At 60.2% G+C, this 14,047-nt stretch carries 15 protein-coding genes; 7 read left to right on the top strand and 8 right to left on the bottom strand.

Annotated features, from left to right (window positions below):
• Window positions 1–43 precede the first annotated feature (43 nt).
• Window positions 44–1,051, bottom strand: a complete 1,008-nt coding sequence (gene cydB / locus QRN33_RS17385; RefSeq protein WP_285409427.1) for a cytochrome d ubiquinol oxidase subunit II — start codon at window positions 1,049–1,051, stop codon at window positions 44–46.
• A gap of 3 nt (window positions 1,052–1,054) precedes the next feature.
• Window positions 1,055–2,500: a cytochrome ubiquinol oxidase subunit I gene (locus QRN33_RS17380; protein ID WP_042610526.1), complete on the bottom strand. Its 1,446-nt coding sequence runs from the start codon at window positions 2,498–2,500 to the stop codon at window positions 1,055–1,057.
• 380 nt (window positions 2,501–2,880) lie between these two features.
• On the opposite strand from QRN33_RS17380, the gene QRN33_RS17375 reads away from it, so the two are divergent.
• From QRN33_RS17375 to QRN33_RS17365, 3 genes are all read left to right on the top strand, one after another.
• Window positions 2,881–4,116, top strand: coding sequence for an MFS transporter (locus QRN33_RS17375; RefSeq protein ID WP_042610527.1), 1,236 nt, complete (start codon window positions 2,881–2,883; stop codon window positions 4,114–4,116).
• Between the two features lie 99 nt (window positions 4,117–4,215).
• Window positions 4,216–4,494 (top strand): type II toxin-antitoxin system RelE/ParE family toxin, encoded by a 279-nt coding sequence (locus QRN33_RS17370; RefSeq protein ID WP_083354354.1) that lies wholly within the window; start codon window positions 4,216–4,218, stop codon window positions 4,492–4,494.
• A 14-nt stretch (window positions 4,495–4,508) separates the two neighbouring features.
• Entirely contained in the window at window positions 4,509–4,796 is a 288-nt protein-coding gene (locus QRN33_RS17365; protein ID WP_016773085.1) for a HigA family addiction module antitoxin, read from the top strand.
• Window positions 4,797–4,800: 4 nt separating this feature from the next.
• Here QRN33_RS17365 and QRN33_RS17360 read toward each other — a convergent pair whose 3' ends face one another.
• Both QRN33_RS17360 and QRN33_RS17355 read right to left on the bottom strand, forming a co-directional pair.
• Window positions 4,801–5,352, bottom strand: a complete 552-nt coding sequence (locus tag QRN33_RS17360) for a DJ-1 family glyoxalase III (protein WP_285409426.1) — start codon at window positions 5,350–5,352, stop codon at window positions 4,801–4,803.
• 67 nt (window positions 5,353–5,419) lie between these two features.
• Window positions 5,420–5,866: a DUF4879 domain-containing protein gene (locus QRN33_RS17355; protein WP_042610529.1), complete on the bottom strand. Its 447-nt coding sequence runs from the start codon at window positions 5,864–5,866 to the stop codon at window positions 5,420–5,422.
• A 220-nt stretch (window positions 5,867–6,086) separates the two neighbouring features.
• On the opposite strand from QRN33_RS17355, the gene QRN33_RS17350 reads away from it, so the two are divergent.
• Window positions 6,087–7,382 (top strand): NCS2 family permease, encoded by a 1,296-nt coding sequence (locus tag QRN33_RS17350; protein WP_064364088.1) that lies wholly within the window; start codon window positions 6,087–6,089, stop codon window positions 7,380–7,382.
• Entirely contained in the window at window positions 7,379–8,458 is a 1,080-nt protein-coding gene (gene trmA, locus QRN33_RS17345; protein ID WP_285409425.1) for a tRNA (uridine(54)-C5)-methyltransferase TrmA, read from the top strand. Before QRN33_RS17350 ends, trmA begins: the two co-directional genes overlap by 4 nt.
• 54 nt (window positions 8,459–8,512) lie before the next feature.
• Here trmA and QRN33_RS17340 read toward each other — a convergent pair whose 3' ends face one another.
• Both QRN33_RS17340 and QRN33_RS17335 read right to left on the bottom strand, forming a co-directional pair.
• Window positions 8,513–8,959, bottom strand: coding sequence for a DUF2442 domain-containing protein (locus QRN33_RS17340; RefSeq protein WP_042610532.1), 447 nt, complete (start codon window positions 8,957–8,959; stop codon window positions 8,513–8,515).
• On the bottom strand, window positions 8,956–9,384 hold the full coding sequence (locus QRN33_RS17335; RefSeq protein WP_285409424.1) for a DUF4160 domain-containing protein: 429 nt from the start codon (window positions 9,382–9,384) through the stop codon (window positions 8,956–8,958). Before QRN33_RS17335 ends, QRN33_RS17340 begins: the two co-directional genes overlap by 4 nt.
• Window positions 9,385–9,710: 326 nt before the next feature.
• On the opposite strand from QRN33_RS17335, the gene aroQ reads away from it, so the two are divergent.
• Window positions 9,711–10,151: a type II 3-dehydroquinate dehydratase gene (gene aroQ / locus QRN33_RS17330; RefSeq protein WP_042610534.1), complete on the top strand. Its 441-nt coding sequence runs from the start codon at window positions 9,711–9,713 to the stop codon at window positions 10,149–10,151.
• Window positions 10,152–10,156: 5 nt separating this feature from the next.
• A complete protein-coding gene (locus QRN33_RS17325) occupies window positions 10,157–11,011 on the top strand; it encodes a shikimate dehydrogenase (RefSeq protein WP_285409423.1) in 855 nt (284 codons plus the stop codon).
• Between the two features lie 116 nt (window positions 11,012–11,127).
• Here QRN33_RS17325 and QRN33_RS17320 read toward each other — a convergent pair whose 3' ends face one another.
• Both QRN33_RS17320 and quiC read right to left on the bottom strand, forming a co-directional pair.
• Complete coding sequence (locus QRN33_RS17320) at window positions 11,128–11,805, bottom strand: TetR/AcrR family transcriptional regulator (RefSeq protein ID WP_042610536.1); 678 nt, start codon at window positions 11,803–11,805, stop codon at window positions 11,128–11,130.
• A gap of 102 nt (window positions 11,806–11,907) precedes the next feature.
• The gene (gene quiC / locus QRN33_RS17315) at window positions 11,908–13,809 is read right to left on the bottom strand and encodes a 3-dehydroshikimate dehydratase QuiC (protein WP_285409422.1); all 1,902 of its coding nucleotides are present in this window, start codon (window positions 13,807–13,809) and stop codon (window positions 11,908–11,910) included.
• Window positions 13,810–14,047: the final 238 nt, after the last annotated feature.

Genomic DNA, 14,047 nt, shown 5'->3' with positions numbered 1-14,047 from the left:
TTCGCGAGCAGGCTCGCTCCCACAGGGCAAGCCCAGCATGGGATTAGTGGTAACCGTCTTCGTGGGTCACTTTGCCGCGGAATACGTAGTAGCTCCAGAAGGTGTAACCGAGGATGAACGGAATGATGAACAGCGTGCCCACCAGCATGAAGCCCTGACTTTGCGGCGGCGCGGCGGCGTCCCAGATCGAGATCGACGGCGGCACGATGTTCGGCCACAAGCTGATGCCCAGACCGCTGTAGCCAAGGAAGATCAGCACCAGGGTCAGCAGGAACGGCGTGTAGTTGGCATTGCGTGCCACCGCGCGGATCAGGCCATACAGGGTGACCAGCACCAGAATCGGCACCGGCATGAACCACAACAGATTCGGCATGCTGAACCAGCGCGAGGCAATTTCCGGGTGGGACAACGGCGTCCAGATACTGACAATGCCGATCACCGCCAACAGCACAAACGCCAGCGGCCGTGCCAGATCATGCATTTGTTCCTGCAACTTGCCTTCAGTCTTCATGATCAGCCAGGTGCAGCCGAGCAAGGCATACGCCACCACCAGCGCTGCGCCGCAGAACAGTGTGAACGGCGTCAGCCAGTCCAGTGAGCCACCGGCGAACTGGCGATTGACCACAGGCAAGCCATCGATGAAGGCGCCCAGCGCCACACCCTGAAAGAACGTCGCCGCGATCGAACCACCGATGAAGGCCTTGTCCCACAGGTGACGTTTTTCGTCCTTGGCCTTGAAGCGGAACTCGAAAGCCACGCCACGGAAGATCAGGCCCATCAGCATGAAGATCAGCGGCAGGTACAACGCCGACAGCACCACCGAATAGGCCAGCGGGAAGGCGCCGAACAATGCCGCGCCCCCCAGCACCAGCCAGGTTTCGTTGCCGTCCCAGACTGGCGCAACCGTGTTCATCATCACGTCACGGTCGGTCTTGCCCGGCATGAACGGGAAGAGAATGCCGATGCCCAGGTCGAAGCCGTCCATGACCACGTACATCATGATGCCGAAGATGATGATCACGGCCCAGATCAGCGGAAGATCAATACCCATGAGTCAAATCTCCTTGGTCAAGCGAGTGTTGTCTTCGTGCTCGCCCTCGGCCGGATCGTCGGCTGCGGACAACGGACGCGCCGGGGTGCGTTTCTTGCCTGGACCACCGTCCGGCGTTTCGCTGCCCTCGCTGATCTTCGGCCCCTTGCGTACCAGACGCATCATGTAGCCAAGCCCTGCGCCGAACAGCGCGAAATAGATCACGACGAACATGATCAGGGTGATGCTCATCTGCATGAAGCTGTGGTTGGACGAAGCATCTGCGGTGCGCATCAAGCCGTACACGACCCATGGCTGACGGCCGATTTCCGTGGTGAACCAGCCGGCAAGAATCGCAATCAGGCCGGACGGCCCCATCCACAAGGCCAGATGCAGGAACGGCCGCGAGGTGTACAGCGAGTCACGCTTGCGCAGCCACAGACTCCACAGACCGGTGAAGATCATCAGGAAACCAAGGCCGACCATGATGCGGAACGACCAGAACACGATGGTCGAATTCGGCCGGTCTTCCGGCGGGAATTCCTTGAGTGCCGGCACCTGCTTGTCCAGCGAGTGCGTGAGAATCAGGCTGCCGAGGTAGGGAATCTCCACGGCGAACTTCGTGCGTTCTTCTTTCATGTCCGGCCAGCCGAACAGGATCAGCGGCGTCGCTTCGTCGCCATGGTTTTCCCAGTGGCCTTCGATCGCAGCGATTTTTGCCGGCTGATGCTTGAGCGTGTTGAGGCCGTGGAAGTCGCCGATCACTGCCTGGATCGGCGCGACGATCAGCGCCATCCACATCGCCATCGACAGCATGGTGCGGATCGCCGGGTTGTCCCTGCCGCGCAGCAAATGCCAAGCTGCCGAAGAGCCGACGAAGAATGCTGTCGCGACGAACGCGGCGGTGGCCATGTGCATCAGCCGGTAAGGAAATGACGGATTGAAGATGATCGCCAGCCAGTCAGTCGGGATGACCTGGCCGTTGACGATCTCAAAACCTTGCGGAGTCTGCATCCAGCTGTTGGAGGCGAGGATCCAGAAGGTCGAAATCAACGTGCCGATCGCCACCATCACCGTCGAAAAAAAGTGCAGGCCGCGCCCGACCTTGTTCCAGCCGAACAGCATCACGCCAAGGAAACCGGCTTCAAGGAAGAACGCCGTGAGCACTTCATAGGTCAGCAACGGCCCGGTAACAGCACCGGCGAAGTCGGAGAAACGACTCCAGTTGGTACCGAACTGATAGGCCATGACCAGACCGGAAACCACGCCCATGCCAAAGTTGACGGCGAAGATCTTCGACCAAAAATGGTAGAGGTCACGGTAGGTATCGTTGCGGGTTTTCAGCCACAGGCCTTCGAGCACCGCCAGGTAACTCGCCAGGCCAATGGTGATGGCCGGGAACAGAATGTGGAACGAGATGGTGAACGCGAACTGAATTCGGGCGAGATCGAGAGCCTCTAAACCGAACATATGGCTTCCTCTGTCAGGTAGTACGGGTAGCGGACCCGGAGGCCTGCACCACTGCCCCCACGGATATGGAGTGCGGCGAATTCGGATTCGTTCTTTTTTTACAACCATCGCTACGCAGGGAGTCTGGCCAACTGGCCGTCAGATCAGTTCCGGTCGGGGTCTTGATCTGGATCAAGCAACGTTGAAAGAGTAGTCCCATTTTTGCCAATGAACTGCGTGGTCGTTTGCCGCGTGACAAGTTGTCTCATTGGCGCAGCAAGGTTCTGGCCTGGTGAACCCAAAAAGATTGATGCACATCTGACTGAATTTTTTCTCGTAGCAACTTCCTGTTACAGACTGGTGATAATCTCGCCGTTCACTCGTCCAAGACCTGCCTTCAGATGCCCACTCAAGAGCCCCTGCTGTTACGTCACCATCGTCCGTTCATGGCCTTTTGGCTGGCGCGGATTTTCACCGCCAGCGGTTTTCAGATGCTCACCGTGGCGATTGGCTGGAATCTCTATCAACTGACCGGCAACGTGCTGGATCTGGGCCTGGTCGGCCTGGTCGAATTTGCCCCTCGCGTATTGTTCATGCTGCACACCGGGCACGTCGCCGATCGCTATGACCGGCGCAAGGTCGCCGCGCTTTGTCAGTCGTTGCAGGCATTGATTGCCCTGGCGCTGGCCATCGGCAGTGCCACTGATCACGTCACCCGCGAAATGATCTTCATCCTCGCCTTTCTCCTGGGGGCGGCGCGGTCGTTCGAGATGCCCACGACCCAGGCGCTGTTGCCAAGCATCGTCCCGAGTGCGCTCTTCCCGCGGGCGGTCGCCGCCGCGCAATCGGCGCAGCAATCGGCGACCATCGTCGCCCCGGCCCTCGGCGGTTTGCTCTATGCATTCGGCAGCGTCTGGGTCTACGGCCCGACCGTGTTGCTGTATGTGATCGCCTGCTTGCTGATGCTCAACCTGCCGGCACGCCAGACGCCGCTGAACAAAGGCAAAGCCACGCTGGACTCGCTGCTGGCGGGGATTCGCTTCATCCGCAGCCGCCCGGACATCCTCGGCGCGATCTCGCTGGACCTGTTTGCCGTGTTGCTTGGCGGCGCCACGGCGTTGCTGCCGGTATTCGCCAAGGACATTCTGCTGACCGGCCCGTGGGGCCTCGGCCTGCTACGCTCGGCGCCGGCGGTGGGCGCGTTGCTGATGTCATTGTTCCTGGCGCGGTTTGCCGTGGAACGCAATGTCGGACGGGTGATGTTCACCGCCGTCGGCATCTTCGGCGTCGCCACCATCGCCTTTGGCCTGTCGACCTCGTTCTGGTTCTCGCTGGCGGTACTGGTGGTGCTCGGCGCCGCGGACATGATCAGCATGGTGATCCGCGCCTCGTTCGTCCAACTGGAAACCCCCGACGAAATGCGCGGTCGGGTCAGCGCGGTGAACGGCCTGTTCATTGGTGCCTCGAACCAGTTGGGCGAATTCGAATCAGGCCTCACCGCCCACTGGTTCGGCACCGTGCCGGCGGTGGTCATGGGCGGAATCGGCACGCTGGTGGTGACGGGGACGTGGATCAAGCTGTTTCCGACATTGGCGAACCGGGACCGGATGCATGTGCCGGTGGAGGAGAAGGTCTGAGTTTTCTGGAAAAACTCACCTGCCAAGCGCATATCAAGCGACAACGTGCGGTACATAGTTACCGCACTGGGTGTAATGTATCGCCTTACACTCGCCGCCATGATCAAATCCTTTCAGCACAAAGGCCTTCGTGGCTTCTATGAAACAGGTACGACTCGTGGAATTCGTGCCGAGCATGCAAAACGGCTGTCGCGCATGTTGCAGTTCATGGATCGAGCGACGCTTCCCGGGGACTTGGACTTGCCCGGCTGGCGCCTGCATCCTTTGAAAGGTGAGCTAAGCGAATATTGGTCGCTCAGCGTTTCAGGCAACTGGCGAGTGATCTTTCGTTTTGTCGGTTCGGATATCGAATTGGTCGATTATCTGGACTACCACTGACAGGAGGCAGGCTCATGCCCATGCACAACCCGCCACACCCCGGTGAAACCCTGCTGCTGGATGTCTTGCCCGAGCTTGGCATCAGCGTGAGCGAATTAGCCCGGCACCTTGGCTTTGCACGCCCGCACCTTTCGCGCGTACTGCACGGACACGCGCCAATCAGCCCGGATCTGGCAGTACGACTTGAGCGTGCAGGGATTGGCAAGGCGCGCGTGTGGCTAGGTGTTCAAACCGACTACGACCTTTGGCAAGCGGAGCACCGTGAGCAACCAATGATAGAACCCCTCGCAGCCCACGGCTGACCCTTCAGGCCATCACCCCCCCCGCCACCTTCAACCGCAGTGCCTTGCCACTGAGCTGCTCGACCAGGGTCAAGGCAAACTCCAGCGCAGCCCCCGAGCCTTGGGCGGTGATGCAGTTGCCGTCGACCACCACCGGTTGATCAACAAATGTACAGCCCGACAACTGATGGCTGGCGCCGGGCAGGCAGGTCATACGTCGCTGGCGCAGCACGCCTGATGCTTGCAGTGCGACAGCCGGAGCTTCGCCGATGGCGGCGAACAGTCGGCCGGCGCTGGCTTGGTCTTTGAGCAATTGCTGTAAGGGCTGGTGCGCAGCGAGATGCTGGGAGCCGACGGCACCGCCCGGCAGGACGATCAGGTCGAAGCGCTGCGCGAGTACATCGACGAGCATGCCGTCGGCGGTCAGCCGGGTCCCCCGCGCGCAGGTCAGCATGCGCCGGCCTTCAATACTGGCGGCGATCACTTCGATACCGGCGCGGCGCAGCACGTCGATCAGGGTCACGCTTTGCAAATCGTCGATGCCCTCGGCGAGGGCAATCAGGGCTCTGGCAGTCATGGGCGCTTTCCGCTGGGTAGTCTGTAAAGCGTAGTCAGCTTTATCCCACCCTGTTCGAAGACAGCCGTTACTTGATGTAAAGCTGGGTCGACATCATGTTGCGCGGCGCGTTGAGCGAGGTGTTGCTGAAGCTGAAGGTGCCTTCCTGTTTACCGGCCAGATCGAAGGTATAAAGAGAACCGACGGTTTTGCTGCCGGGCGTGCATTCGGTGAGATTGCCATTATCGAAGGCACACACCGGGCCTCGGGTGCCGTTGACCTCGAAGCCATCCAGAGTCACTTGCGGCTGGTTCTGGCCATAGCCGACTTCCAGCACGTAGACCTTGATGTTCGGCCCGTTGTGATTGCACTGGGTTTGCGCCTGGTTATCGGCGATATCTTCCAGGCCACAGGACGGCGACTGCACTTTGATGACCTTTACCTGGGTCAATGGCGGCGCCGAAGCCGCGAACGCCGGGACTGCCACCAGCAGTGCTGCAATCCATCCGAAAATCTTCATCCCGCCGTTGCGCATGCCTGCCCACTCCGAAAAATCAGCGCGCAGTATGGCGCAGTTGTCTGCTGCGCAAAACTTCGCCGACGATCGACACCAACATCCGCCAAATTCCTCACGCGGCTGGTATGATGCGCGGCTTTTTCCGGCCCACGACAATTTTCCAGGCGCTTGCGACGGTCTGTGCTTTGCTGTTGAGGTCGATACATTCACGGCGCCACGCGCGCCACGGGGAGCAGACATGCTGGAAAGGCTGTTTCAACTCAAGGCACACAACACCAACGTGCGCACCGAAATTCTCGCGGGCGTCACGACTTTCCTGGCCATGGCTTACATTCTGTTCGTCAACCCGAGCATCCTCGGCGAGACCGGCATGGACAAAGGCGCGATCTTCGTCGCCACCTGTCTGGCGGCCGCGATCGGCTCGACCGTGATGGGCCTGATCGCCAACTACCCGATCGCCCTCGCTCCGGGCATGGGCCTGAATGCCTTCTTTACCTACACCGTGGTCCTGCACATGGGCCACACCTGGCAGGTGGCGCTGGGTGCGGTGTTCATTTCCGCCGTGCTGTTTTTCCTGCTGTCGATCTTCCGCATCCGTGAATGGATCATCAACGCCATCCCGCTGCCATTGCGCTCGGCGATCGCCGCCGGTATCGGCCTGTTCCTGGCACTGATCGCCCTGCACAACGCTGGGATCGTAGTCAGCAACCCGGCGACCATGGTCGGTCTCGGCGATCTGACCAAACCGGCGCCGATTCTCGCCACAGTCGGCTTCGCGGTAATTGTCGCCCTCGAAGCGCTGAAAGTGCGCGGCGCGGTGCTGATCGGCATTCTCGCCGTCACCATCGCCTCGATCGCACTGAACGTCACCGAGTTCGGCGGCATCCTGTCAATGCCGCCGTCGCTGGCGCCGACCTTCCTGCAACTGGACATCAAAGGTGCACTGGACATCGGTCTGGTCAGCGTGATTTTCGCCTTCCTGTTCGTCGACCTGTTCGACAACTCCGGGACCCTGATCGGCGTCGCCAAGCGCGCCGGCCTGATGGGCAAGGACGGCCACATGCCGAAAATGGGCCGCGCGCTGATCGCCGACAGTACGGCGGCCATGGCCGGTTCGCTGCTGGGCACTTCGACCACCACCAGTTACATCGAATCCGCGGCCGGCGTCAGTGCCGGTGGCCGCACTGGCCTGACCGCCATTGTCGTGGCGATCCTGTTCCTGCTGGCGCTGTTCTTCTCGCCACTGGCGGCCAGCGTGCCGGCTTTCGCCACCGCACCAGCGCTGCTGTTCGTCGCCGTGCTGATGACTTCCGGCCTGGCGGAAATAGACTGGGATGACATCACCGTCGCCGCGCCGGTTGTGGTCACTGCACTGGCGATGCCGTTCACCTATTCGATCGCCAACGGCATCGCTTTCGGCTTCATTGCCTGGACCGCCATCAAGTTGCTCTCCGGCCGTGCCCGTGAGCTGAACCCGGCACTGGTGATCCTGTCGATTCTGTTTGTGATCAAGTTGGGTTGGTTCAACGCATGACTTTCGATTCCCAAGCCTACGCCGAACAACTCGAAGCCAAGGTCACACGTCTGCGTGAGCTGCTGGCGCCGTTCGATGCACCCGAGCCGACGGTGTTTGATTCGCCGCTGCAGAACTTCCGCCTGCGCGCCGAATTCCGCCTGTGGCGCGAGGGCGGCGAGCGGCACTACGCGATGTTCTCTCAGGATGACAAACGCACGCCGATCCTCATCGAAGAATTCCCGATCGCCAGCCTGCGCATCAACCAGTTGATGCCGCAGTTGAAGGCTGCGTGGCAGGCCAGTTCGGCGCTGAGCCACAAGCTGTTCCAGGTCGAATTCCTGACCACGCTGGCCGGCGACGGGATGATCACCCTGTGCTACCACCGTCCGCTGGACGAGCACTGGCACGCGGCGGCGACTCAGTTGTCGGCCGATCTCGGTGTGAGCATCATCGGCCGCTCCAAGGGCAAGCGCGAAGTGCTTGGCCAGGACTATGTCGTCGAGAAACTCGAAGTCGGCGGTCGCACTTTCAGCTATCGCCAGCCCGAAGGCGCGTTTACCCAGCCGAACGGCACGGTGAACCAGAAGATGCTCAATTGGGCATACGAAGCGCTGGGCGATCGCAGCGACGATCTGCTGGAGTTGTACTGCGGCAACGGCAACTTCACCCTGCCGCTGGCCACCCGCGTACGCAAAGTGCTCGCTACCGAAATCAGCAAGACTTCAGTCAACGCGGCCCTGAGCAACCTCAGCGAAAATGCGGTGGATAACGTCACGCTGGTGCGTTTGTCCGCCGAGGAACTGACCGAAGCGCTCAACGAAGTGCGCCCGTTCCGCCGCCTGCACGGCATCGATCTGAAGAGCTATGAATTCGGCAGCGTCTTCGTCGACCCACCGCGCGCCGGCATGGACCCGGACACCTGTGAACTCACCCGACGCTTCGACAACATCCTCTACATCTCCTGCAACCCGGAGACCCTGGCCGCCAACATCGCCCAACTGCACGACACCCACCGCATCACTCAATGCGCGATGTTTGACCAGTTCCCGTGGACCCACCACATGGAATCCGGTGTGCTGCTGACCCGGCGTTGATTGCCGGAAGCTGGGAAGAGAAAGCCGTCGTGATTGACGGCTTTTTTGTGGGTGCTATGGCGCGATATCGGTTTTACGTGGACGCCCGCCTTTCTTGCCATTGGCTCGTGCGGCTGCTGATTTTGCAGCGCTGCTTTGACGCCCGTTGCGCGAAGCAACGACCGACGCCGCCATCCGCATGAGCGACGGGTTCGCCGAAATCATTCCGGCAATGGAAATATCCAGGTCTTTACCCTCATGGCACAGCGCAGTGCCGGCGAAGCCGATCGTCAGGCTTTCATAATCGGCTGCTTCAAACCCGTCGAACTCCGGATACTGCTTTACCGGCAACAACACACCGCTGCCGTCCTCGAAACGAATAGCCAGAGAGGATTCTTCGAGCCTCACGGATACTGCCTGCAAACTGCTGGCTTGTCGTGCTTCGCCAAGTTTGATGGCGGCATCGAGCATTTCTTCCGTCAGGGGACGATGCGCCGATGGTTTTGCCTTGATGACTTTCATAATTCGATTTCAACTCCTTCCAACTTGCCGATCAAGGTCAGCAGCACCTTGTCTGCTTCTGGGTGATAGCGCGCCGATCCGATCCGGTAGATCTGGTCGGTGACTGGTTTCATCACGGGCACTTCGTTTGTTTGGCAATCCCATATCTGGTTATCGAGACAAACGGTCTGCAAGCCCGACCACCAGATCCCGTGTGCTCGACGCAGGTGCGCCGGTTGTCCAAGTGACAGGCACAAGCCGTTCAGCACGGCGAGCGGCGGTCGACGGGACAGCAGCACGACGTCCCACAGATCAACTTCGTTGTGCCAGAAGCTGAACCGGATGCGGGCATTCCAGGCACCCGCATCTACATGGGCGTGGGGTGGGCAGTGTTCGCCTCTCAACATGATGCGAATCGACATTCCTTTGTAGCTGCATATCTTCATGCTAACCCATCCGTTAGGTTAATGGATTTCCAAACTCGATTTTCCTTTCGAGTCCGACAACCGGTTGCCACGAGCGAACGTGTCGGAGGTCATCCAAGGCGAGCGGGCATGGGGAGCGGGGCTTGGGAATTGATTGGAAAAAACGTAAGAAAAGCTGTCTTTACGTCTTGAAATCAGGGCTCGCCTGAATTTGCCTGTGCGATCACCGAACATAAAACGCCCAGGTCATTTCTGTTCAATTGACCGATGTAACCATCTAGTACATTTTATCTCCACAGGCTGAAACCTCTCGGCCGATGCCAAAAACAATAAGTGGAGTTACCCCCATGTCCCCTATCGTTCTGGTGCTCAACGGCCCGAACCTGAACCTGCTCGGCACCCGCGAGCCGGCGACTTATGGTCATGAAACCCTGGCGGACATTTCCGCGCTGTGTGGTCGCGCGGCTGACGAGTTTGGCCTGACCGTAGAGTTTCGCCAGACCAATCATGAAGGCGAGCTGCTCGACTGGATTCACGCGGCGCGCGGTCGTTGCGCCGGGATCGTGATCAACCCGGCGGCGTGGACGCATACGTCGGTAGCGATTCGCGATGCCTTGGTCGCCAGCGAGCTGCCAGTGATTGAAGTGCATCTGTCCAACGTCCACGCCCGTGAGCCGTTCCGTCATCATTCGTTTGTTTCGGGCATTGCCACGGCGGTGATGTGCGGATTCGGCAGCCATGGTTATCGCTTGGCGCTGGAACATTTCAGTCAGCGGTTGCGGGGGTGAAGGCCATGTCACGTTCCAGAGTGATACTCGCCGGGCTGATCGGCGCCGGGATTCAGGCTTCGCGCACGCCGGCACTGCACGAACACGAGGGCGATGCGCAGGGCCTGCGTTATCTCTACCAACTCATCGACCTCGATCAATTGCGCCTCGACAGCACGGCGCTGCCCGACTTGCTGCAAGCGGCCGAGCGGATGAACTACACCGGCCTCAACATCACTTTTCCATGCAAGCAGGCAATCATCCCGCTGCTCGATGAATTGTCGCCGGAAGCCCGAGGGATCGGCGCAGTGAACACGGTGGTGCTGAAGGATGGCAAGCGTATTGGCCACAACACCGATTGTCTCGGTTTCGCCGAAGGTTTTCGCCGAGGTCTGCCAGACGCTGCCCGCGAACATGTAGTCCAGATGGGTGCTGGCGGCGCCGGCGCGGCGGTGGCCCACGCGCTGCTCAGTGAAGGCGTACGGCAATTGACGATTTTTGATGTCGATCGCGAGCGCGCGGAAAGTCTGGCAAACAATCTGAATCAACATTTTGGCGCCGGTCGCGCGCAAGCCGGGCGGGATTTGCCCGGGGCGCTGGCGCAGGCCGACGGCCTGGTCAACACCACGCCGATGGGCATGGCCAAGCTGCCAGGTACACCGGTGCCGGCGCAGTTGCTGCGCAAGGCAATGTGGGTCGCTGAGATTGTGTATTTCCCGCTGGAAACCGAATTGCTGCGCGACGCCCGGGCTCTGGGCTGCCGCACGCTTGATGGCGGCAACATGGCGGTGTTTCAGGCGGTCAAGGCGTTTGAACTGTTCAGCGGCGTGGTGCCGGATGCGCAGCGCATGCTTGAGCACTTTCAGAGCATGAATGGCTGAGCCCTGCCGCCCCCTGTAGGAGTGAGCCTGCTCGCGATAGCGGTGTATCAGCCAATAGATGCATTGGCTGACGGAATGCCATCGCGAGCAGGCTCACTCCTACAGGGTGGGATGTGTCAGGCCTGCAGGTAGCGCAACACCGATTCGCAGATCATCTCGCGGTGGCGCTGCTTGATGGTTTCGTCCGGCAGATCGATCTGGAAGATTTCCCCCAGCGTGTGGCGGTTCGACACGCGATAGAAGCAGAACGAACTGATCAGCAGGTGCACGTCCAGCGCATCGATGCCACGCCGGAACAAACCTTCGTCCGCCCCCCGTTGCAGAATCCCGCCCAAGGTGTCGAGGATCGTGTTGTTCAGCGCCTTGATCGCATCGGAACGTTTCACGTACTCGGCGTTGTGGATGTTTTCGATGCTGACGATGCGCACGAAATCGACGTTGCGGTCGTGGTGATCGAACGTGAACTCCACCAGTCGGCGGATTGCCAGTTCGGGCGGCAGTTCGTCCAGGTGCAGGCGATTTTCCGTGCTGCGGATATCGCCGTAGAGTTTCTCCAGCACCTCGACGTACAACTGCTCCTTGCTGCCGAAGTAGTAATAGATCATGCGCTTGGAGGTGTGGATGCGCTCGGCGATCGCGTCGACGCGGGCACCGGACAAGCCCTGCTGGACGAACTCGACGATCGCCTCCTGCAGGATGTTTTCGCGGGTCTTTTCCGGGTTGTTCTTGCGACTCTTGCGCGGCACTGCGTCGGACTCGACAGCAGCGGCGGAAAGTTCTGAATTCATGGTCATCGCGGGCTCACGGCCATCACTGCACAAGCTGGCGATTATGGGCCGCGCGGGACAGTGAAGGAAGCCGCGCGGCCCGTGTTTAATCCCGCGTTTACGAATTCCCTACAACTTCGCCTGACGCGCCGCGCCGCTGCGGGATTTGGCCATCGCCGCCAGCCTTACGGCAACGTTGGCCGCGCCATAACCGGCGTAACCGTTCTTGCGCTGGATGATCTCGAAAAAGAAGCGCCCTTCGAACGGCTCGGTGTACACATGAAACAGCTCGCCGCCCTGGGCGTCACGGTCGTAGAGCACGTTGTAATAGGCCAGCTCGCTGAGAAACTCATCGTCGAAATCGAAACGCGCGGCGAGATCGTCGTAATAGTTCAGCGGAATGTCCAGCAGCGGCACTCCAGCCTCTTTGGCGCGACTGACCTGGGCAAAGATGTCGTCACAATCGAACGCGATGTGGTGCACACCGGAGCCGCGATAACTCGACAACGCGTGGGAGATCGCGGTGTTGCGGTTCTCGGAGATATTCAGCGGCAGCCGGATCGAACTGTCGCGGCTGCGCAGTGCGCGGCTCTTCACCAGACCGTACGGATCGGGCAGCACCACTTCGTCGTCGGCCTCGAAATCCAGCAGGCTCTTGTAGAACAGCACCCAACTGTCGAGGCTGTCGGCCGGCAGCGCCATGGCCATGTGATCGATTCGCTTGAGGCCGCCGCCGGTCTGTGCGTCCGGCAGCAGATTGAAATCGGTCCCGTAAACGTCGGCGTCCTCGTCGACCAGATAAATCAGACTGCCGTCCGGTGCGCGCACCGCCGCCAGTTCCAGTTCATTCGGCCCGACCAGCCCGCGATACGGCTGCCCCTTGTAAGCAACCGCGCGGGCCAGTGCACTGGCGCTGTCCCTGACCCGCACAGCCGTGGCGCACAGCGACGGGCCATGGGCTTCGAAGAAGCTGTGGGCGAACGAATAAGGTTCGCAGTTGAGGATCAGATTGATATCGCCCTGACGCAGCAGGCTGACATTCTTGGAGCGATGCTGCCCGGCCTTGGCAAAACCGAGGCGTTGCAGCCAGTGACCGAGCTTAGCCCCGAGCGCTTCGTCGACGGCAAACTCAAGAAACTCAACGCCGTTGTATTCGCTGGCCTGCGGCGTTTCGAAAAGGATGTCGCGGTTGGCCACCAGCGTCGATTCCTGCTCGAGACGCTGACGGGTTTTCTCTTCCAGATAAAGTAGCGAACGCAAACCGTCGGCGGCGTTGGCCCGTGGCGGCGCGGCACGGAAGCCGTCGTTGAAGATTTCCAGCGACAACGGCCCGCTATAGCCGCTCTTGATGATCGGCGCGAGAAACCCAGGCAGATCGAATTCGCCCTGCCCCGGGAAGCAGCGGAAATGCCGGCTCCACTCCAGCACATCCATCTGCAGAATCGGCGCGTCAGCCATTTGCACGAAGAAGATCTTGTCGCCGGGAATATCGGCGATGGCGCTTGGATCGCCCTTCAGCGACAGCGTGTGGAAGCTGTCGAGCAACACGCCGAGGCTCGGGTGATCGGCCTGACGGACGATGTCCCAGACCTGTTGATAAGTGTTGACGTGCCGGCCCCACGCCAGCGCTTCGTAACCTATGCGCAAGCCGCGGGCGCCGGCGCATTCGGCCAGCAGGCGCAAGTCATCGACGAGAATCTGTTGATCGCCCAGGCTGTCGGCGGAAGCATTGCTGCAGACCAGCACCAGATCGGTGCCGAGTTCCTGCATCAGGTCGAACTTGCGCTCTGCGCGCTCCAGGTTGCGGGCCAGGCGATCACGGCGGCAGCCTTCGAAATCACGGAACGGCTGAAACAGGGTGATGGCGATGCCGAGATCGGCGCACATCTGTTTAACTTCGCGGGGACTGCCGTCGTAGTACAGGAGGTCGTTTTCAAAAATCTCCACGCCGTCGAACCCGGCGGCGGCAATGGCTTCGAGTTTTTCCGGCAGGGTGCCGCTCAAGGAAACGGTGGCAATGGAACGCTGCATGTTTCAACTCCCGGACTGCGCCGCTTTTGTGTAGGAGCTGCCGAAGGCTGCGATCGTTTGATATTGCTTTTCAGATCAAGATCAAAAGATCGCAGCCTTCGGCAGCTCCTACGAGGGAATGGGTTTTTATAGTGAGGGAAATTATTGGCTGCATCCCTGCGCGCAGCAATTTAAAGTGTACTACCCGGTTAGTTTTGCGTGCGATTATCGAACACTATGGCGATTTGGCGAATTGACG

The sequence above is a fragment of the Pseudomonas sp. FR229a genome (assembly GCF_030209115.1).
Classification (GTDB): Bacteria; Pseudomonadota; Gammaproteobacteria; order Pseudomonadales; family Pseudomonadaceae; genus Aquipseudomonas; species Aquipseudomonas moraviensis_A.
This window is presented reverse-complemented; position numbering and strand designations above follow the sequence as displayed.

Coding starts and splice junctions, on each gene's coding strand:
- QRN33_RS17375 (WP_042610527.1), top strand. CDS start 2,881: ATGCCCACTCAAGAGCCCCTGCTGTTACGTCACCATCGTCCGTTCATG.
- QRN33_RS17370 (WP_083354354.1), top strand. CDS start 4,216: ATGATCAAATCCTTTCAGCACAAAGGCCTTCGTGGCTTCTATGAAACA.
- QRN33_RS17320 (WP_042610536.1), bottom strand. CDS start 11,805: ATGACCATGAATTCAGAACTTTCCGCCGCTGCTGTCGAGTCCGACGCA.
- cydB (WP_285409427.1), bottom strand. CDS start 1,051: ATGGGTATTGATCTTCCGCTGATCTGGGCCGTGATCATCATCTTCGGC.
- quiC (WP_285409422.1), bottom strand. CDS start 13,809: ATGCAGCGTTCCATTGCCACCGTTTCCTTGAGCGGCACCCTGCCGGAA.
- aroQ (WP_042610534.1), top strand. CDS start 9,711: ATGTCCCCTATCGTTCTGGTGCTCAACGGCCCGAACCTGAACCTGCTC.
- QRN33_RS17365 (WP_016773085.1), top strand. CDS start 4,509: ATGCCCATGCACAACCCGCCACACCCCGGTGAAACCCTGCTGCTGGAT.
- QRN33_RS17340 (WP_042610532.1), bottom strand. CDS start 8,959: ATGAAAGTCATCAAGGCAAAACCATCGGCGCATCGTCCCCTGACGGAA.
- QRN33_RS17355 (WP_042610529.1), bottom strand. CDS start 5,866: ATGCGCAACGGCGGGATGAAGATTTTCGGATGGATTGCAGCACTGCTG.
- QRN33_RS17335 (WP_285409424.1), bottom strand. CDS start 9,384: ATGAAGATATGCAGCTACAAAGGAATGTCGATTCGCATCATGTTGAGA.
- QRN33_RS17325 (WP_285409423.1), top strand. CDS start 10,157: ATGTCACGTTCCAGAGTGATACTCGCCGGGCTGATCGGCGCCGGGATT.
- trmA (WP_285409425.1), top strand. CDS start 7,379: ATGACTTTCGATTCCCAAGCCTACGCCGAACAACTCGAAGCCAAGGTC.
- QRN33_RS17350 (WP_064364088.1), top strand. CDS start 6,087: ATGCTGGAAAGGCTGTTTCAACTCAAGGCACACAACACCAACGTGCGC.
- QRN33_RS17360 (WP_285409426.1), bottom strand. CDS start 5,352: ATGACTGCCAGAGCCCTGATTGCCCTCGCCGAGGGCATCGACGATTTG.
- QRN33_RS17380 (WP_042610526.1), bottom strand. CDS start 2,500: ATGTTCGGTTTAGAGGCTCTCGATCTCGCCCGAATTCAGTTCGCGTTC.